This is a genomic window from Rhodococcus oxybenzonivorans, from assembly GCF_003130705.1.
GTDB classification, from domain to species: Bacteria; Actinomycetota; Actinomycetes; order Mycobacteriales; family Mycobacteriaceae; genus Rhodococcus_F; species Rhodococcus_F oxybenzonivorans.
In genome coordinates, this window is record NZ_CP021354.1 from 5,849,500 (window position 1) to 5,868,275 (window position 18,776).

The 18,776-nt window shown below is 64.8% G+C and carries 20 protein-coding genes and 1 tRNA gene; 12 read left to right on the forward strand and 9 right to left on the reverse strand.

Translation table 11 applies throughout. The features are described 5' to 3' along the window. Positions 1-68: 68 nt before the first annotated feature. Both CBI38_RS27005 and CBI38_RS27010 read right to left on the reverse strand, forming a co-directional pair. Positions 69-689, reverse strand: a complete 621-nt coding sequence (locus CBI38_RS27005) for a TetR/AcrR family transcriptional regulator (RefSeq protein WP_109333758.1) — start codon at positions 687-689, stop codon at positions 69-71. Positions 690-712: 23 nt separating this feature from the next. Beyond that, positions 713-1,840 carry an NDMA-dependent alcohol dehydrogenase gene (locus tag CBI38_RS27010; protein WP_109333760.1) on the reverse strand — a complete coding sequence of 376 codons (1,128 nt, stop codon included), beginning with the start codon at positions 1,838-1,840 and terminating at the stop codon, positions 713-715. Positions 1,841-2,054: 214 nt separating this feature from the next. Between CBI38_RS27010 and CBI38_RS27015 the strand changes: the two genes are divergently transcribed. Next, entirely contained in the window at positions 2,055-2,522 is a 468-nt protein-coding gene (locus CBI38_RS27015; protein ID WP_109333762.1) for an SRPBCC family protein, read from the forward strand. Here the strand turns inward: CBI38_RS27015 and CBI38_RS27020 are convergent. The 7 genes from CBI38_RS27020 to CBI38_RS27050 all read right to left on the reverse strand — a co-directional run bounded on the left by CBI38_RS27020 (position 2,519) and on the right by CBI38_RS27050 (position 9,144). Next, positions 2,519-3,508 carry an NADPH:quinone oxidoreductase family protein gene (locus CBI38_RS27020; RefSeq protein ID WP_109333764.1) on the reverse strand — a complete coding sequence of 330 codons (990 nt, stop codon included), beginning with the start codon at positions 3,506-3,508 and terminating at the stop codon, positions 2,519-2,521. The genes CBI38_RS27015 and CBI38_RS27020 overlap by 4 nt on opposite strands. A gap of 3 nt (positions 3,509-3,511) precedes the next feature. After that, positions 3,512-4,270, reverse strand: coding sequence for a 3-oxoacyl-ACP reductase FabG (fabG, locus tag CBI38_RS27025; protein WP_109333766.1), 759 nt, complete (start codon positions 4,268-4,270; stop codon positions 3,512-3,514). Further along, entirely contained in the window at positions 4,267-5,508 is a 1,242-nt protein-coding gene (locus tag CBI38_RS27030) for an acyl-CoA dehydrogenase family protein (RefSeq protein WP_109333768.1), read from the reverse strand. Before CBI38_RS27030 ends, fabG begins: the two co-directional genes overlap by 4 nt. A gap of 22 nt (positions 5,509-5,530) precedes the next feature. Then, the gene (locus CBI38_RS27035) at positions 5,531-6,340 is read right to left on the reverse strand and encodes an SDR family oxidoreductase (protein WP_109333770.1); all 810 of its coding nucleotides are present in this window, start codon (positions 6,338-6,340) and stop codon (positions 5,531-5,533) included. A gap of 116 nt (positions 6,341-6,456) precedes the next feature. Beyond that, positions 6,457-7,152 (reverse strand): TetR/AcrR family transcriptional regulator, encoded by a 696-nt coding sequence (locus CBI38_RS27040; RefSeq protein ID WP_109333772.1) that lies wholly within the window; start codon positions 7,150-7,152, stop codon positions 6,457-6,459. A 44-nt stretch (positions 7,153-7,196) separates the two neighbouring features. Further along, entirely contained in the window at positions 7,197-7,958 is a 762-nt protein-coding gene (locus CBI38_RS27045) for an SDR family NAD(P)-dependent oxidoreductase (protein ID WP_109333774.1), read from the reverse strand. Between the two features lie 40 nt (positions 7,959-7,998). Beyond that, positions 7,999-9,144, reverse strand: coding sequence for an acyl-CoA dehydrogenase family protein (locus CBI38_RS27050; RefSeq protein WP_109333776.1), 1,146 nt, complete (start codon positions 9,142-9,144; stop codon positions 7,999-8,001). Positions 9,145-9,285: 141 nt separating this feature from the next. Between CBI38_RS27050 and CBI38_RS27055 the strand changes: the two genes are divergently transcribed. The 11 genes from CBI38_RS27055 to CBI38_RS27105 all read left to right on the forward strand — a co-directional run bounded on the left by CBI38_RS27055 (position 9,286) and on the right by CBI38_RS27105 (position 18,714). Then, positions 9,286-9,885, forward strand: coding sequence for a TetR/AcrR family transcriptional regulator (locus CBI38_RS27055; RefSeq protein ID WP_204164831.1), 600 nt, complete (start codon positions 9,286-9,288; stop codon positions 9,883-9,885). Between the two features lie 76 nt (positions 9,886-9,961). Further along, positions 9,962-11,287, forward strand: coding sequence for an HNH endonuclease signature motif containing protein (locus CBI38_RS27060; protein ID WP_109333780.1), 1,326 nt, complete (start codon positions 9,962-9,964; stop codon positions 11,285-11,287). Positions 11,288-11,381: 94 nt separating this feature from the next. Beyond that, positions 11,382-11,723 carry a hypothetical protein gene (locus tag CBI38_RS27065; protein WP_109333782.1) on the forward strand — a complete coding sequence of 114 codons (342 nt, stop codon included), beginning with the start codon at positions 11,382-11,384 and terminating at the stop codon, positions 11,721-11,723. Next, on the forward strand, positions 11,720-12,310 hold the full coding sequence (locus CBI38_RS27070) for a DUF3558 domain-containing protein (RefSeq protein WP_109333784.1): 591 nt from the start codon (positions 11,720-11,722) through the stop codon (positions 12,308-12,310). Before CBI38_RS27065 ends, CBI38_RS27070 begins: the two co-directional genes overlap by 4 nt. A gap of 3 nt (positions 12,311-12,313) precedes the next feature. Then, positions 12,314-13,660, forward strand: coding sequence for a hypothetical protein (locus CBI38_RS27075; RefSeq protein WP_109333786.1), 1,347 nt, complete (start codon positions 12,314-12,316; stop codon positions 13,658-13,660). A gap of 26 nt (positions 13,661-13,686) precedes the next feature. Then, positions 13,687-14,418, forward strand: a complete 732-nt coding sequence (locus tag CBI38_RS27080; protein ID WP_257792493.1) for an ESX secretion-associated protein EspG — start codon at positions 13,687-13,689, stop codon at positions 14,416-14,418. A 16-nt stretch (positions 14,419-14,434) separates the two neighbouring features. Further along, a complete protein-coding gene (locus CBI38_RS27085) occupies positions 14,435-14,908 on the forward strand; it encodes a DUF309 domain-containing protein (RefSeq protein ID WP_109333790.1) in 474 nt (157 codons plus the stop codon). Continuing rightward, entirely contained in the window at positions 14,908-15,546 is a 639-nt protein-coding gene (locus tag CBI38_RS27090) for an LON peptidase substrate-binding domain-containing protein (protein ID WP_109333791.1), read from the forward strand. The genes CBI38_RS27085 and CBI38_RS27090 overlap by 1 nt, the downstream gene beginning before the upstream one ends. A 61-nt stretch (positions 15,547-15,607) precedes the next feature. Next, positions 15,608-15,684: transfer RNA gene (locus tag CBI38_RS27095), tRNA-Met, on the forward strand. A gap of 115 nt (positions 15,685-15,799) precedes the next feature. Continuing rightward, on the forward strand, positions 15,800-17,017 hold the full coding sequence (locus CBI38_RS27100; protein ID WP_109333793.1) for a cytochrome P450: 1,218 nt from the start codon (positions 15,800-15,802) through the stop codon (positions 17,015-17,017). An 83-nt stretch (positions 17,018-17,100) separates the two neighbouring features. Continuing rightward, entirely contained in the window at positions 17,101-18,714 is a 1,614-nt protein-coding gene (locus tag CBI38_RS27105; RefSeq protein WP_109333795.1) for a phytoene desaturase family protein, read from the forward strand. Positions 18,715-18,776 lie beyond the last annotated feature (62 nt).

Here is an 18,776-nt window from a genome sequence, read left to right on the forward strand (position 1 = left end):
ACCGACCGATCACTCGCTCGGTCGCATTGGAGTCGACGATCCCACAGGAACGTGACGTGGTCAAGACGTCAGTCGACAGCCCCTACCGTGCTACGAGCAATCACCAGATACCGTTCGACGATTTCGTCGGGCGACAACGGCCCGTCCTCGCGGTACCACGTGGCGACCGAGACACACATCGTCACGACAGCACGGCTCGCATCCTCCGGGAAGGGTGTCCGGAACAGGCCGGCTGCGACGCCGTCGCGCACGATGTCGTCGACCAGTTGCTGCTGCTCGTCCCGCAGGGCAATGTAAGCGTGCCTGCTGTCCGGCTCCATACTCCGCGTCTCCCGGGACGCCACGAAGGACTGTTCACGCCGATACATGTGAAAACGCAGCAGGGATTCAATCACCGCGTCGAACCGCTCGCCCGGAGTCGGCCCTGCCTCGGCGACGGCCGCGCGACTGCGGTCGAGCAGGTCACGCATCACCGCGTTGGTCAACCCCACGAGCAGTGCCTGCTTCGAGGGGTAGTGATGGTAAAGGCCGGGTACGGACAGTCCGGCACGGGCCGCGATCTCACGAATCGAGGCGCCGTCGTACCCTTTCTCGACGAACGCAGCCAGGGCGGCCGCCAAAACCTTGGACAACCCCTGGTCCGTGTATTCCCGCCACGAACTACCGGCCTCCGTGCCGTTAACCGTCATGGGACATACGGTAGAGCGTCCCCTCAGTAGTCGTCGTCCGAGTACACGATCAGCCCACGCAGGTTCTTCCCGTCGAGCATGTCCCGGTATCCGTCGTTGACCTGCTCGAGGCGATATGTCCGGGTCACCAACTCGTCGAGCTTCAGCGTTCCGTTGCGATAGAGGTCGAGGAGCGCTGGGATCTGCGACCTCGGGCCGACGCCGCCGAAGATGGCGCCCTGCAACCGCTTCTGCAGCAAGGTGAGCTCGAAGAGACTGAGGGTCACCTGCGTGTCTGCCGCGCTACCCATTCCCGTCACCACCACTTGGCCGCCCTTGCCGGTGATGCTCATCGCCGGCTGAATCATGTCGCCTTCGATCTCACCGACCGTGATGATCGTGACCTCGGCCATCCGCCCCCAGGTGATCTCGCCGATCGTCGGAGCCGCCTCCTCGACCGATGCGAACACATGGGTGGCACCGAATTCCTTCGCCTTCTGCCGCTTGAACTCCACCGGATCGATGGCGACGACGAAACGCGCGCCGGCACTGGCCGCGCCCTGCACCGAATTGATGCCGACACCACCGACGCCGATGACCACGACGGTGTCACCGACCTGCGTTCCACCGATCTGCGTGGCCGAGCCCCATCCGGTCGAGACGCCGCAGCCGAGGAGCGCCGCCTTGTCGAGAGGGATGTCGTTCTCGATCTTGATGACCGACGCCTCGCTCACCGTCACGTAGGGGGAGAAGGTGCCGAGCAGACACATCTGCAGAACAGGCTCACCGCCCAGGGTGACCCGGAAGGTCTTATCGGCGATCGCCTGCCCGGTGAGGAGACCGGCACCCTCGTCGCAGATGTTCTGCATGCCCTTCGCACAGGAACGGCATCGTCCGCACGCCGGGACGAAGGCGAGGACCACGTGGTCCCCTTCGGCAAGATTCGACACTCCTGGGCCCACCTTGGTCACCACGCCTGCGCCCTCGTGGCCGCCCAGGACCGGAAAGAAGGGCAGGGGCGTGGCCCCGGTCCGCAGGTGCTCATCCGAGTGACACAACCCTGATGCCGCCAGACGGATCTGCACCTCCCCCGAAACCGGATCGCCGAGTTCGATCTCCTCGATCTCCCAGGGCTGCCCGATGCCTTTGATGACCGCTGCTTTCGTCTTCACGCCGACTCCTCGAGAAGGAAATATGGCCTGGATCACACCTACGTCGGAGTCTGCCTGAACTGTTCTCGCCGTGCAGCAAAATCAGCCGCGCACGGACGGCCCAAGAAGGAAGGGGGACCCGGCGACGCCCTGCTTCGGTACCGGGAGTTCACTAGAGTTGAGCGAGGTCGCCCAGATCGACAGTCATTTCCGACAGAGAGCCAGGGACCACCCGATGATCCACGTCCGTCATTCCGCGGTAGCCGCCGTCCCCATCGACGTGGCGTTCACGTACATCGACGACTACAGGACAGTCCCCGACTGGATGTTCGGCGTGTCGGAGTTCCATCCCATCGGCGAATTCGATCAGGGATTGGGTTCGACGTTCGATGCGTCGATTCACATCGGCCCGACCACGCTGCGATCCCGCCTCGAGGTCACCGCATGGGAGAAGGATCGGGTGATCACGTTGGCATCGCTCGACGGCGCGGCCAACTCGTCGACATGGACGTTCGTGGCGCTCGGTCCGGACAAGACCGAACTCGGCGTCGACTTCGCGTACAAGCTCCCCGGAGGTTTGGCCGGCAAGGCCCTCGGGCTCATCGTCGAACCGTTCGTCGAGACGGCCGTGAAGAACACCGAGGCGACCTTGCGGCACAACCTCGAGGAGCTGTACGAGAAAGGCGACGCCGACGGCAGCTAGCGGCCCGGCAGGAAAGCGAGCCGACCGACCGTCGTTCCCTCGCCGAGTCGAGCGAGTCCGTCCGCTACCTCGCTGAGTCCGAGGCGTTCACTGATCATCGGCTTGATGTCACCGGCATCGGCCAACCGTGTCAGCTCTGCGTGGCACTCCCTGATCGCCGCGGGATCGTAGGCGTTGTAGAGACCCCAATGCAGTCCGATGATCGAGTAGTTCTTGATCAGCGCATGGTTGAGGCCGGGCGAGGGAATGGTGCCACTGGCGAAACCGATCACGACGATTCGGCCCTCGAACGCGATGCACTTCGTGGACTTGGCGTACGAGTCGCCACCCACCGGATCGAACACGACGTCCGCGCCCCGCCCCCCGGTGAAGTCCTTCACTGCGGCGACGAAGTCCTCACTGTGCCGGTCCACGACGAGATCGGCGCCGAGAGCCCGGGTGTACTCGGCCTTCTGCGGGCCGCCCACCACACCGATCACCTTTGCGCCGGCCGCCTTGCCCAACTGCACGGCCGCGCTACCCACTCCACCGGCTGCCGCCTGCACGAGAAGTGTCTCGCCCGCCCGCAGCTGTGTCCTGCGGTGGAGCGCGAACCACCCCGTCTGATACCCGATCGACAACGCCGACGCCTCCGCGTCGTCCAATGTGGCCGGTGCCGGGAAGGCCGTGGCCACCGACATCACGGCGAGCTCCGCGAAACCGCCGTTCGGCAGGCTGGGCATGCCGATCACCCGGTCACCGACCGCGAACTCGGTGACACCCTCACCGAGCGCCACCACCTCGCCGCACAATTCCACCCCGGGAGTGAAAGGCAGCGGCGGCTTGATCTGGTATTCGCCGCGGCACAACAGCACGTCCGGGAAGTTGGCGGGAGCTGCAAGAACCTTGACCAGCAGCTCCCCGGACTTCGGCTCCAGGTCCGCGACGTCCTCGAAAGTGAGGACCTCCCTGGGTTGTCCTACTTCGTGCACACGCCATGCCTTCATCGATCAGTCCTTCGGTCCGCCGGCGACGTAGACGACCTGCCCGGAGACGAACCCGGCGCCTTCACTCGCGAAGAACGAGGCGGTGTGGGCGATGTCCTCGGGCTGACCGACACGAGCGACAGGAATCTGTGACGCCGCGGCGGCTTTGAAATCCTCGAAGCTCATACCGACGCGCTCGGCCGTGGCGGCGGTCATCTCCGTCTCGATGAATCCGGGCGCAATCGCGTTCGCGGTGACGCCGAATTTGCCGAGCTCGAACGCCAGCGTCTTGGTGAAGCCCTGCATGCCTGCCTTGGCGGCCGAGTAGTTGGCCTGGCCGCGGTTGCCGAGCGCCGACGTGCTGGACAGGTTGACGATGCGGCCGAACTTGGCATCCACCATGTATTTCTGGACGGCACGTGACATCAGGAAGGCTCCACGCAGATGCACGTTCATCACGGCGTCCCAGTCGTCGACCGACATCTTGAACAGCAGGTTGTCGCGGGTGATCCCGGCGTTGTTGATCAGGATCGTCGGTGCGCCCAGCTCGGACGCCACGCGCTCGACAGCCGCCGTGACCGAGGCCTCGTCCGCCACATTGGCACCCACGGCGAGGGCCTCGCCGCCGGCCGACGTGATCGCGTCGACCGTCCCGGCACAGGCGGACTCGTCGAGGTCGAGGACGGCGACTGCATGTCCGTCGCTCGCCAGCCGCTGTGCGACGGCGGCGCCGATACCGCGGGCCGATCCGGTGACGATGGCGGTTCTACGGTCCTGGCTCACTTGTTTCCTCCATGGTGGTTGTCGTCGGTTGTCGAACGGTATTTGCGCAGTTCTCGTCTTGCGATGGAAAGTTTGTGCACTTCGTCCGGACCGTCCGCGAGGCGCAGCGTCCGCATATGGGCATACATCATCGCCAACGGGAAGTCGTCGGTGACACCGGCGCCGCCGTGCACCTGGATCGACCGATCGATGATCTTCAGCGCAATATTTGGTGCCGACACCTTGATCGCCGCGATCTCCGTGCGCGCCTCCTTGTTCCCGACGGTGTCCATCAGGTAGGCCGCCTTGAGCGTCAACAGGCGCACCATCTCGATCTCGATCCGGGCCTCGGCGATCCAGTCCTGAATATTGGCGTTTTCGCTGACCGGTTTCCCGAACGTCACCCGCGACGACGCCCGCCGGCACATCAGCTCGAGCGCCCGCTCGGCCATCCCGATCGCCCGCATGCAGTGGTGAATGCGTCCCGGGCCCAACCGGGCCTGGGCGATCGCGAAACCCTCCCCCTCACCTTTCAGCACGTCCTTGGCCGGAACCCGCACGTCTGCGAAGTCGATTTCCGCGTGCCCCTCCCGGTCCTGATATCCGAACACCGGCAGGCCCCGCATCACCGTGACACCGGGGGCATCGATCGGAACCACCATCATCGACTGCTGCCGGTGCGGCGCCGCCGACGGATCGGTCTTACCCATCACGATCATTACCTTGCAGTTTCGATGCAAGGCATTGGACGCGAACCACTTCCGGCCGTTGAGCACGTAGTCGTCGCCGTCGCGGACCATCGACATCTCGATGTTCGTCGCATCCGAACTCGCCACCGCGGGCTCCGTCATCGCGAACGCAGACGCCATCGTCCCGTCCAGCAACGGCTTCAGGTACTTCTCCTTGTGCTCGTCGGTGCCGAACAGCGTGAGCACTTCCATGTTCCCGGTGTCCGGGGCGTTGCAGTTACACGCCTCGGACGCGAGGTGGCTGCGGCCCATGATCTCTGCCAACGGCGCATACTCGAGGTTCGTCAGGCCCGGCCCCCACTCCGGATGCGGATGAAACAGATTCCACAAACCCCGGCTACGCGCCTCCGCCTTCAACTCCTCGAGGATCGGCGGCTGGAAATGCGGATCACCCGCGTCGCGCATCTGCTCGTCGTACACCCTCTCCGCGGGATACACGTGCGAGTCCATGAACTCCAGCAGATCGGTCTGGTACTTCTTCGCGCGGTCGGATACGTCGAACACAGACATGCGAACTCCTCGTGGAGGTGGGTCAGGAAGTCTGGCCGAGTAGTGCGGCCTGATAGCGGCGCATTCCCCGGATCCATCGGTCGTAGTCGGCGCCCTTGTGTCGATACATCTCCAGCACCTCGGGGTGCGGAAGGATCAGGAACTGCTCCGCTTCGATTGCTGCGAGAGCACATTCGGCCACGTCGGCCGGTTCGAGTACCGCTCCGGCCGTGGTGACTGCGCGTGCAGCCGTGGCCGACAACGCAGCGTCGTCCGTCAACAGCTTGGTGTTGACACCCATCGGGCACAGGCAACTGACGCGCACACCTTGATCGCCGTAGGTGACGGACAGCCACTCGGCGAAGCCCACGGCCGCATGTTTGCTCACCGAATAGGGCGCCGAGCCGATCTGCGTCAGGAGTCCGGCCGCCGAGGCCGTACTGACGAAGTATCCTTCGCCGCGCTCGACCCAGCCCGGTACCAGCAGACGCGCGGCCCGAATGTGCGCGCGAACGTTGACGTCCAGCGCGAGGTCCCACACTGCGTCGTCGAATTCGAGGTCGCTGCCTGCCGCCACACCTGCATTGGCGAAGTAGAGGTCGACGGGACCGAATTCGCTTTCCGCTGCCGAGATGAGCGATGCGATCTGCGTCGTGTCCGATGCGTCCGCTCCCACCGCGATAGCTGCACCCGGACTGGTGGCGGTGATCCGATCGACGACGAACTGCGCCGACGCTGCGTCGAGGTCGGATACGACCACGCGGGCGCCTTCCGCGGCCAGCCGCTCCGCCAGAGCACCACCGATTCCGCCTCCACCTCCGGTGACGATGGCAACTTTCTGCGCGATCTGCACGAGATTCCTCCCTCGGGGGACACGCTGATGAGCCCCAGTCTTCCACAGAACATACCTGAATCCGGTGTCGGATTCAGGTATGCGGACCTGGTATTGCCGTCACCGAGCCACTGTCTTCAGTCCCGATCGGGAAACCGCAGGCCGTTCGCCCAGATTCGGGTAGTGGTGAACACGACGTCGTCGAATTCGATGGGGGTGCCTCCGGAGCCGTGCTCGTTCGCCACGAAGGCGCTGTAGGCCAGGCGGCTGACCATCCCGGACAGCGCCCGCGACGCCAGCATCGGATCCAGCTTCGTGTCGGCAATTCCGCGCGCCTGTAGTTCGGCTATGCCCCGGGCATTGCGGGCAATGAAGGCGTCGGCACGCTGCCGGCGCAGGTCCGCGAATGCCGGGTCGATGTGGGCTACCTGCTCGAGAAGCCCCATCAGCTTGGCATTGCGACGATAAGCCTCGAGGTACGCGCGGTTACTGGCCTCGAGCACCGCGTACGGATCATCGGTGTCCTGCACCCGCTTCATTCCCGGGTGCATCATGTCTTCCTGCGCCGCCTCCAGGACAGCGGCGAACACCTGCTCCTTGTTGTCGAAGTAGGTGTAGAAAGACCCCGTCGAGCACTGAGCTTCCTTGGTGATGTCGGTGAGCCGCGCGTCGAGGTACCCGGACCGCTCGAACACCGTGCGCGCTGCCGCCACCAGAGCCGCACGAGTACGTGCCCCCCGAGGGGTCGCGGGCGGCTCCCGCAGCAGAGCGGTGGCCGCCATCGACGGGGCGGGTTGATCGTCCCAGTCTTCGTGGGCGGTGCGCGTGGTCATTTCCTACTTATACGCCAGCGCACCGACCCGGCCCAATCCGACGCTCAAGTGATCGTGATGCCGCCGTCCACCGCGATAGTTTGTCCCGTGACGTACGCGGCAGCGTCCGACGCCAGCCAGACGACGGTCGCAGCCAGCTCCTGTGGGTCACCGAGCCGGCCGAGCACCAGCCGCGGCCGCATCGATTCGAGGTACCCGTCCTGGTACTGGTCTGTCATCTCCGTCTCGAAAAATCCGGGGGCGATCGCGTTGACGCGGATCCCCTTGCGGGCACCCCACTGCTGCGCGAGGTCTCGGGTCAAACCGATCACCCCGGCCTTGCTCGCGGCGTACGCGGCCTGGGGCAGTCCCGCGGTGGTCAACCCCAGCACGCTCGCAATGTTGACGATGGCACTGCCCGGCTTCATCACCTTGCCGGCCGCCTGAGCCGCCCAATAGGACCCGTTCAGGTTGATGTCGACGACCTGCCGGAACTGCTCGGGGGTTTCCCTCGTCGCGGGCACGGCGGTACCGACGCCTGCGTTGTTGATGAGCACGTCGACTCGACCGAACTGCTCCATGGCCTTGTCGATCATGTTCTGCGCTTGCGCCGGGTCCGCGATGTCCGTCGCCACACTGAGCGGCGTCCTCCCCGCAGCCCGTACCAGCTCCGCAGTCTTCTCGAGACGGTCCGTGCGCCGGGCGGCGAGCACCACATCGGCGCCCGCCTCCGCCGCAGCCTGTGCAAACGCAACCCCGAGACCCGAAGACGCACCGGTCACGACGACCACCCGGTCGGTCAAGCTGAACTTGTCGAGAACGGACATACGAAGCGACTCCTTTGTCGTCGGGCTACGGGGTACGGGCTCAGAGGCCGAGGTCGCGGCCGATCAGTTCCTTCATGATCTCGTTGGAACCGGCCCAGATCTTGGTGACACGCGCATCCATCCACGCGCGGGCGGCGCGGTATTCCGTCATGAAGCCGTAGCCACCATGGAGCTGGACACAGTGGTCGAGGACCTCGTTCTGCACCTGTGCAGTCCACCACTTCGCCTTGGCCGCGTCTACGGCAGTCAGCTCACCGGCGGCATGGGCGGCGACGCAGTTGTCGACGAAAGCCTGGGTCACCTCGACGCGCGTCACCAGATCTGCAAGAAGGAACTTGTTCCACTGCAACGATCCGATGGACTGACCGAACGCCTTGCGCTCCTTGGCGTACTGGATCGTCTCCTCGAGGATCGGCGCTGCGTGCGCAATGTTCGAGACGGCGGCACCGACGCGTTCCTGGGGAAGCATCTCCATCATGTGGATGAAGCCGCGGTCGATCTCGCCGATGATGTTGGTGGACGGCACCCGAACGTCCTCGAAGAACAGTTCCGCCGTGTCGGCCTCGTGCTGACCGACCTTGTCGAGCTTGCGGCCGCGCTCGAAGCCCGCCATCCCGGTCTCGACCGCGAACAGGGTAATTCCCTTGGACTTCTTCTCCGGGCTCGTGCGTGCAGCGACGATCACCAGGTCGGCGTTGTAGCCGTTGGTGATGAAGGTCTTGGAACCGTTGATGATCCAGTCGTCGCCGTCCTTGACCGCGGTGGTCTTCAGCGCAGCCAGGTCCGAACCGCCGGACGGCTCGGTCATCCCGATTGCGGTGAGCAGCTCGCCGGTGCAGAACTTCGGCAGCCAGCGCTGCTTCTGCTCCTCCGTGGTGAGCTGAACAAGGTAGGGCGCGACGACGTCGGCGTGAATCCCGAAGCTCGACGACACAGCAGCACTCGCACGTGAGAGCTCCTCGGCGAGAACAGCGTTGAACCGGTAGTCGCCGGCTTCGCTTCCGCCGTAAGCCTCGGGTACTTCGAGTCCCAGGAGGCCGTTACGGCCGGCCTCGAGCCAGATTTCGCGGTCGATGAAGCGCTGCTCGATGAGCTTGTCTGCCACCGGCATGATGTTGCGGTTCACGAACTCGCGGGCGGACTCGCGGAACGCCTCGTGATCGGGGCCGTACAGGGTGCGTCGCATGACCAATCCTTCTGGGTTCGAACTTTTCGCTGTGTGGACGCTTCGGGCATGTAAGCGCCTGCTTATTTTCTAAGCGCTTGCTTATAGTGATACTGCGACACGGTATTGTCAACCGCCGCAGAGCCGAGGATGGAGAGAGTCATGAGCGAATCACCGAGTCAGGTGATCAGCCCCTCCAAGGCTGCCGCGCGCATCCGCGCTGCTGCTGTCGACGCCTTCGCCACCAACGGGTACGGCGGAACCACTACCCGCGAGATCGCGGCCCGGCTCGACATGAGCCCGGCAGCCATGTACCCGCACTACCGGTCCAAAGAAGAACTGCTCTTCGCCATCAGCTACGAGGGACACACCGCGGCCCTCGACGTCGTGACCGGCGCCGATCTACCGGACGAGCCGCCGTCGACCCGACTGAAGGCGCTGATCGGAGCCTTCGCCAGCTGGCAGGCCACCCATCACGCCCAGGCACGTGTCGTCCAGTACGAACTCAACGCACTCACCCCCGAGCACTATCGCGACGTCGTCAAGCTTCGGCGCGACATCACCCGCATCGTCCGGGCCGTCGTCGATGCCGGCGCCGCCACCGGTGAGTTCACCGTTCCGGACGGCGAAGGCGTCACCCTCGCCCTCATGTCCCTGTGCGTCGACATCTGCCGATGGTTTCCGGCCGGCGCCTATACCGAACCCCATGTAGTAGCCGACCTCTACGCAGACCTTGCCATGCGCATGGTGGGAGCGAACTGACTCTTGCCCTTGCCTCGCCCGGCGAGTAACATCGAACATAAGTTCGATTCGGGGGATTCGACGGTGGGGGCTTTCGGTGGATTCAGCAGCAGTGTCTACATTTCTGGCCGAGTTGCCGGATCTGGGCAGCGATATCGATGATGCTGCGCGAATCGACCTACTCCGCACATTAGAAGAACTGAAGGCCGCATGCGCGGGGGCACAGGCCCGGGTGACGGCCGACCTCGATGCCTCCATTCGCGCGTCTCGCGCCGATCAGGGCGTGCCCAGAAATCAGCAAGGGCGGGGCATCGCCAACCAGGTGGCGTTGGCGCGGCGCGACTCCCCCTTTCGCGGTGGGCGCCATCTCGGAATGGCCACCGCGCTGGTCCACGAGATGCCTCGCACCCTCAGACTGCTCGAGCAGGGAATCCTCAGTGAGTGGCGGGCCACCATCCTCGTCCGCGAAACCGCCTGTCTCACGCGGGAAGATCGCACTGCCCTCGACTTCCTACTCTGTGCCGATTCCTCGACGCTCGACGGACTCGGCGACCAGGCCGTGTGCGCCAAGGTCCGGGCTGCCGCCGCGCGGATCGATGCGGAGGCGGTAGTTCGTCGAGCGCGGAAGGCCGTCTCCGATCGGCGGGTCACCTCACGACCGGCACCCGACACCATGGCGTACGTCAGCGCCCTCCTGCCAGTGGCGCAGGGAGTAGCCGTACATGCCACCCTCGCCCGCGATGCCGACGCGATCCTGGCCGCAGGCGATGCGCGAACCAGGTCGCAGATCATGGCCGACCTCCTGGTCTCCCGCGTCACCGGTAGCACCGCCGCTGCCGAACGGCCCGTCATCACAGTGAACCTGGTTATCTCCGACCAAGCCCTTCTCGGTGGCGGATGCGAACCCGCTCACGTGCAAGGGTACGGCCCTGTTCCCGCAGCGCTTGCCAGGCAATGGGTTTCGGACGCCGCCAGCGCCGAGTCCGAGTCGGGAGCCTTGTTGCGACGGGTGTATGCCAACCCGCAGTCGGGTGCCTTGACCGCCACGGAGTCGCAGGCACGGTGCTTCCCGACGGGCCTGGCCAGGCTGATCGATCTCCGCGACAAAACTTGTCGAACACCATGGTGTGACGCGCCGATACGACACCACGACCACATCCAGTCCCGGCATACCGGAGGCCCCACCACCGCACACAACGGTGCCGGGCTTTGTGCTGCGTGCAACTACGCCAAGCAGGGGGTCGGGTGGAACGCCAGTGCGCACCAGCAACCCGGCAAGGCACACGAAATCGAACTGCGCACGCCCACAGGACACCGATACCGGTCAACGGCACCCCCACTGCCCAGGCCCTTACGAATCCGCGGAACCGAGGTCACCTCACCGGTCGAGCGCCTCATCATCCACTACCTTCACGCGGCCTGAACATCAGCAAGATTTGCAATCCGACCCCAACACACGTGTGCGGTAGCATCACCGCACGCGACCGTGGGGGTCCAGTCGAGCAGGGGGATGGGGAATGAGCAACACACTGCGTCTGGAAGATGACGCGATCGAAAGATGTGTGGGTATCTGCAACGCAATGGTCTCGCAGGTGGACCAGGCGATCAAGAACGCCGACCAGTTGAGGTTTGTTTCGGGCTTCGGAGGATTCGACTCCGCTCAACAGCTTCAGGCTCGCTACGACGAGAAGTTCAACGGTGGAGATGGCTCAGGTTCGGTCCGTGAGCGCCTCAGGGAGTTTCGCGATGTCATCCTCACGATGCGTGACACATTCACAGCGGGGGGTGAAGCGTTCGCCGACACGGATAGCGCGATCAGTCTCGCGCTCGCAGGCATTCGAACTGGAGCCGACCAATGATACGCAAGGCACTCTGCGGAGCCGCGGCCCTCACTGTCCTGCTGGGCGGATGTGGCACCGAATCCGCGAGCGGCGATTCCGATCCGGTCGATATGCCCACTTCAACGATGCGGGTACCCCGGCATGTGGATCAGTCCGACAGGCCTCAGGTCGTCTTTGATCCCTGCCTAGATCTATCCGATGCGACGTTGACCGCAGCCGGGTACGACCCTAAAAGTAAGAAGAACGCCGACTTCACACCTGACTCGTATACCTTCTTGGGCTGTAGCTATGACAGCTTTCGCAAGCCTGAGGGCTTCTACTACGGCATGAACGTTCTCTCGGGCAACATCACCTTCGCCGAGGAAGAAGAGAAGAAGCGTGGCCACGCCGCACCCATCGATATCAATGGCCGAAGTGCGCTACTAATCTTCGACAGTACGGTGACCGATTACTGCGAGTTGAGCATCGAGACCTCATACGGCGTACTAGGTTTCACGCGGAGTATCTTCTCAGATCACCCCGGTGCGACACCCGAATCCGGGTGGTGCACAGGCCTCGAGGACACCGCCCGGATCTTTGAGCCGTTCATCCCGAAGGGGGACTGACCGATGGCGCCGCAGGATCCGCTCGCTTCCCTTTTCGATGTTCTCTTGCCGTCGGGTCCAGGGGCGGAGCACCGCACCAAGCTGCAGCATTCGGCGGATCAGCTTGGGTCGGATGAGATCGATCCCCCGTACATCACCATGATGGAGAGCTTCGAGGGTTGGCAGCACGCGGAGATGTACGCGAAGACGAGGGAGATGGATCCGAGCGTCATTGGCGATCTCGCGCAGGCTTGCCACGCGATCGTCAGCTCTCTGCCTATCGGGTTCGGCTTTGCGCTTCTCAGAAGCACGATTGCCGAGAAGTGGGAGGGCGCAGCCGCCGACGCCGCCCTTGCTGCGACAGAGACCCTCGCGGGCGCGAGCGACAAACTCACCGCGGGCGTGCAGGCAATAGGGGTGAAGCTCGACATTCTGAGCAGCGCCGCGCAGGACGTGAAGAACTCGATTCCGGCACCGACGTCCGACCAACCTCTCAGCCTTCTTCCGTTGACACCAACTGTGGCGGCTACCCAGGAAGAAGCACGGGAAGCGGCGCGCGAAGAAGCTGTACGCAAGCTGCAGAACATTTACGTCCCCAACTATCAGGACGTAGGCACGAACGTGCCGGTGCTTCCTGCGCCGCACTCCCCATCAGGCGCAGCTGCTGACGGTGCGCGAATCCTCGGCGTGGACGGCGCGGGTTCGACGGGTGCGACTGACCGATCTGTGCTGAACGGCGACGGGGGGTTCGCGTCCGGCACCGGCGATTCCCCCGCGAACGGTGATGCCGCGACGGACGGACAACCCAACGCCCATGACCCGGCGGCCACGTCTGCCGCCAGTGCCGAGGGGGCCGGACAGGGCGGAGGCACTGGATCCGGATCAGCAGGTACTGCGGCCCCGACTACCGCCGCGAACAGCCAGAACGCCGGGGCGGCCGGTTCAGGTGTGGGTGGTACCGCAGGTTCCGGCGGTGTCGGCGGCTACGGCGGAGGTTCGCGGTCGAGCAGCTCCGGCGCGGGTAGTGGTGGCAGTGGCGCTGGCGGATCGAGCACCCGCAAGCGCAATGACAAGCGGGACAGCGAATCACAGGGAAGCTCAGTGGTATCGGGAAGCCCGATACCCCCTGGTGGTGCAGCGGCAGGAGCTGGTGCGGCGGCCGCCGCAGCTGCCGCGACACCGGTGAAGCCGAGCATGAGCCGACCCGGAATGGGCATGGGTCCAGGCATGATGGGTGCCCCCGGAAGGGTAGGCGGCAACGGTGATGGTGACACCGAACACCAAACCCCCAGCTACCTGATCAACGTCGACAACGGCAACGAATTGATCGGCAAACTCGATCCCGTAGCCCCACCGGTCATCGGCGCATGAACTGGCAGCTGTCCTCGGCGCAGTTCATGTCTCTCTGGGAGGCAACGAATCTCGATAGAATGCCGTACCCGTTGTTGTATCGTTCGGCCGCTGCGACCGCGGACGGGTACGCCCGCCAACAGGGCGAACTGAAAGAGTGGCGGCTCGCCCTCCGCGAGCCGGAGCTCGACGCCGCGATAGCCGCCCTACGGAACCCTGATATGTCGGTTACCGTCGTCGTCCCCTCCGCCGAAGCCGACTCTGGGGTGCGGCGGAGGGGCAGCATCCGTGGCCGGGTTGCGGTCGTCGCCGAACAGTTGCGAGGTTCTCCCGGGCGCGGAGACATACGACTCGACTTGAACACCGCCACGGACAGCGCAAATCTCGACTGGCTCACTACCCGGTTGCTGCTCGATCTTCCCGACTGCGCACCCGGACGAACCCCCTCGCTGACGGCACACCCCGACGACCTCGATACCGGTGGCCACCGCTCCTCGGTGCTGCAGCATGCTCAGGCTTCGGACGGCGCATTACTGAGGCGACTGGTCACTCGACCACGGAAGGGAATCGGATACATCTGCATCCGGGGACCACGCCGGGAGCTCGACGAGCCGGTGCTCGGTGAACTGACGTGGATCGATGTGGAAGCCGACGGACGATACCTCTACCACCAGGATCACCGCGTCCATCTGCAATCGGCGACCGTTCAGACCGTCCACGAAGAGCTCGGGAAACGTCTGGGCACTGCCCTGGTCGCACCTTCGCCGAGACGGCGCTGAGCGTTACTCTGGTCGCATGGCCGATCGGGACAGGGACGGAACAGGCAAACCCGTCAATGCGCGCCCCCGCGACGAACTCGGCCGCCCGCTGCCGCACGACGCCGAGGGTGTGCCCCGAATCCCGGATGACTTGCGGTTACCACCCGACGAGTCGATCACCGAAGCGCAACGCCTACTGGACCACGGCATGCCCTTCCACGCCCATGAAGTTCTGGAAGGCACGTGGAAGATCGCGCCCGAGGATGAGCGGGAACTGTGGCAAGGACTCGCGCAGCTCGCCGTCGGATTGACGCATCTGATGCGCGGCAACAAGACCGGCGCCCGCTCACTTCTGCGCCAAGGTCACGACCGTATCCGGCATTACGAGGTCGAGGCACCGCACGGCCTCGACATCTCCGGACTGCTGATGTGGTCCGAGCACCTCATAGATGAGATCGATCGCGTCGACCCGTTGCCGGCGACGCCCGTCCCCCGATTGCGAATCCCCTGATGCCACTGCTCCCCATGTTCCCGCTGGGATCGGCGATGCTGCCCGGCCAGCAGCTGCCGTTGCACGTCTTCGAACCGCGGTACCAGGAGTTGGTTCGCGACTGCCTCGCCTCACCTGACGGCCCCCGCTTCGGTGTCGTCCTGATCGCCCGCGGCCACGAGGTGGGTGGTGGTGACGTCCGCCATGATGTCGGGACCATCGCCCGCATCGAATCCCATGCCGCTGTCGGCGACGGACGTTACGAGCTGTTCTGCCGGACCGAAGATCGCATCAAGGTGTCGAAGTGGCTGCCCGACAATCCTTATCCGATCGCCGAGGTCGATCTGTGGCCAGACGAGAACACCGGCACACAGACCGCCGACTACGAATTTCCGGCCCTCGTCGAGCGACTCGAGTTCCTGTACGGCCTGTTGCGGCGGCTGGCGGTCGCCACCGACAACGTCCCACCCGAGGTTCCCGTGGTCAGCGGTTTCCGAGGTGACCTGGGGGCGCGGCTCTACGAGCTGGCCACCTACATCCCGATGGGCGACGCCGATCGCCTCGAAATTCTCGCCGCTGCCGGCGCCGACGAACGGACCAGGGTGGTGTCCGAAGCCATCGAGAACGCCATCGAAATGGTGCAGTTTCGGCTGCTGTGATCCACCCCTCCCCGAGGATGGTCAAGGGTGGTCCGGAGAGCGTGTACAGTAGGAAATGCAACGCGGGGTGGAGCAGCTCGGTAGCTCGCTGGGCTCATAACCCAGAGGTCGCAGGTTCAAATCCTGTCCCCGCTACCACAGAGAACGACCCCGGAGATTTCAATCTCCGGGGTCGTTTTTGCATGCGTACGCTCATGCCGCCCCATCCTCCCGAACTAGAACGTATTCTCGATGGGGAGGCTCAGGAGGTACCGTGCAGCTCGACGACGTGGATCTATACGACCCAGACACGTATGTGAACGGCGTGCCGCACGAGATGTTCGCCGCGCTTCGCCGAGATGCACCGATCTATCGGCATTACGACCACAGCGGCCAGCCGTTCTGGTGCGTCACCCGCCACGCAGACATCGTGGCCGTGAACCGGGACGCCACCACCTACTCGTCCTGGCGAGGCGCCACCTACATCGACGACCTCGACCCCGCAGATCTGGCCGGCCAGCAGTTGATGATGCTGAACATGGATCCGCCCGACCACACGGCGTTGCGCAAAATCGTCAGCAAGGGCTTCACACCGCGGCGGATCGGTGAACTCCACGACATCCTCGCGCGCCGGGCCACCACGATCGTCGATGCGGTGATCGAACGGGGCGAATGCGACTTCGTCGTCGATGTGGCGTCAGAACTTCCGTTGCAGGCCATCGCCGACTTCCTGGGTGTACCGCAGGAGGATCGTAAGCTCATCTTCGACCTGACCAACCAGATGATCGGTTCGAGCGACCCGGAGTTCCACGGTGAGGAAGGTCAGGAGCGCGACGCCGCCGCTCAGATGTTCGCGTACAGCCAGTCGATGTTCGAGGACCGTCAGCAGCATCCGCGCGACGACATCGCGACCGCGTTGATCAAGGCCGATGTCCACGGTGAGAAACTCAGCGAACTCGATTTCAACATGTTCTTCATGCTGCTCGCGGTCGCCGGCAACGAGACCACCCGCAACGCCATCTCGCACACGCAGTTGGCCCTGATGGAACACCCCGACGAGCGCCGGAAGGTGCTCGACGATCCGGCCAAGCTCGACTCCCTCATCGAGGAGGGTCTGCGCTGGGCCACCCCGGTCATGCAGTTCCGGCGCACCGCGACCACCGACACCGTGCTCGGTGGTGTGGAGATTGCCGAGGGTGATCGAGTGGTGATCTGGCACATGTCCGGCAATCGCGACGAAGCGGTATTCGATGACCCCTATGCGTTCGACATCGACCGCTCCCCCAACCACCACGTTGCGTTCGGCGGCGGCGGTCACCACTTCTGTCTCGGCGCCAACCTCGCACGGGCCGAGATGAAGGTGATGCTCGCCGAAATTCTGCGTCGTATGCCCGACATGGAGCAGACCGAGCCCGCCCAGCGACTGCGATCCAACTTCATCAACGGCCTGAAACACCTGCCCGTCCAGTTCACGCCGGCGGCCGCTTCGTGACGGGGCACCGCGAAAACACCGCCCAGCCATAGCCATTCGACGGGCAGGCTGCGGCCTACCGGGTTTTCTGTCAGGCTGAGAGAGTGAACAACGTCGACGCAGTGGTCATCGGATCCGGCCCCAACGGCCTCGTCGCTGCCGCGACTCTGGCGGACGCAGGGTGGGATGTCGCAGTTGTCGAGGCACAGCCCACAGCTGGTGGCGCCGTGCGATCCGCGGAGCTCGTGCCCGGATACTGTTCCGACCTGTTCAGCGCCTTCTATCCGCTGTCTGAGGTCTCCCCTGCGATCCGCGGGCTCGACCTCGAAGCGCACGGGCTGCGGTGGAGTTACGCACCCAAAGCCCTCGGACACGCCCGGTCGGCAGACGACGAGGATGCGCCCGTCATCCATCCGGATCCCGCGGACACCGCCGCGGATCTCGAACGCAGGCAGCCCGGTGACGGTGACGCGTGGATGCAGCTGGTCGAGCAATGGCACGACATCAAGGACCCGTTGATCAACACCTTGTTCAGCCCGTTCCCGCCCGTGCGGGGCCCGGGTCGCCTGCTGCGGCAACTGGGCACCGCGGATACTCTGCGGCTGGCTCGATTCCTCCTGCTTCCTGCCCGGCGGATGGCCCACGAGCTGTTCCGCAGCGAGGCTGCCCGCGTGCTGCTGCTCGGCAACGCGATGCACGCCGACGTTCCGCCCGACTCCGCCGGCAGCGGCGTCATGGGTTACATCCTGACGATGCTCGCCCAGGACCACGGCTACCCCGTGCCGATGGGTGGGGCGGGTGAGCTGGCAGCCGCCATGGTGCGGCGAGGAGAACGCGCCGGCGCGCAGTATCACTACAACGATGCGGTCACCGCCATCGACGTGCGTGCCGGGCGCGCCGTCGGCGTGCGAACGGCGTCGGGTGCACATTTCCTCGCGCGCCGGGCCGTGGTCGCCGATGTCTCGGCACCGGCCCTCTACGGCTCGCTGCTCCCGGACGCCGCAGTCTCGTCCCGGCTGCGCGACGATCTACGGCACTTCGAATGGGACACACCGGTTGTCAAGGTGAATTATGCGCTCTCGCACAAGATTCCGTGGCGTTCCGCCAGCCTTGCCGGGGCGGGCACCGTCCATCTCGGGGCCGGCGACGACGGACTCGTGCATTGGATGGCCGATCTGACCACCGGAACCGTCCCCGAGACTCCGTTCCTGCTGTTCGGTCAGATGACCACCTCGGATCCGACGAGATCACCCGAGGGCACCGAAAGTGCGTGGGCATACACGCATCTTCCGCGCGGCGTCAGCGACGACGCGTCCGCCGAATTGCTGGCACAGCGGGTGGACGACGTGCTCGAGGCGCACGCGCCCGGGTTCAAGGACATCGTCGTCGGGCGCGTCGTCCAGCGACCCTCCGATTTGGAGGCGTCCAATGCCAACCTCGTCGGGGGCGCCGTGAACGGCGGGACTGCGCAGCTCCACCAGCAGCTGGTGTTTCGGCCAGGACCGGGCAATGCCCGCGCAGAGACGCCGATCAGCGGTCTCTACCTGGGCAGTTCCTCAGCTCACCCGGGCGGTGGCGTCCACGGCGTCTGCGGGCTGAATGCCGCCCACGCCGCGCTGAGTGCGGACGGTCCGCGCGGTTGGCTGCGACGGCGCACCTCGACCAGTGTCATCGACCTCTTGTCGAAGGGCCCGAAAGGGAAACCCTTCGAGAAATGATCCCGCGCGTCCCGTGATTCACGCCTTGCCGAGCCCCCTTACCGTGCGATGATCTGAGTCGT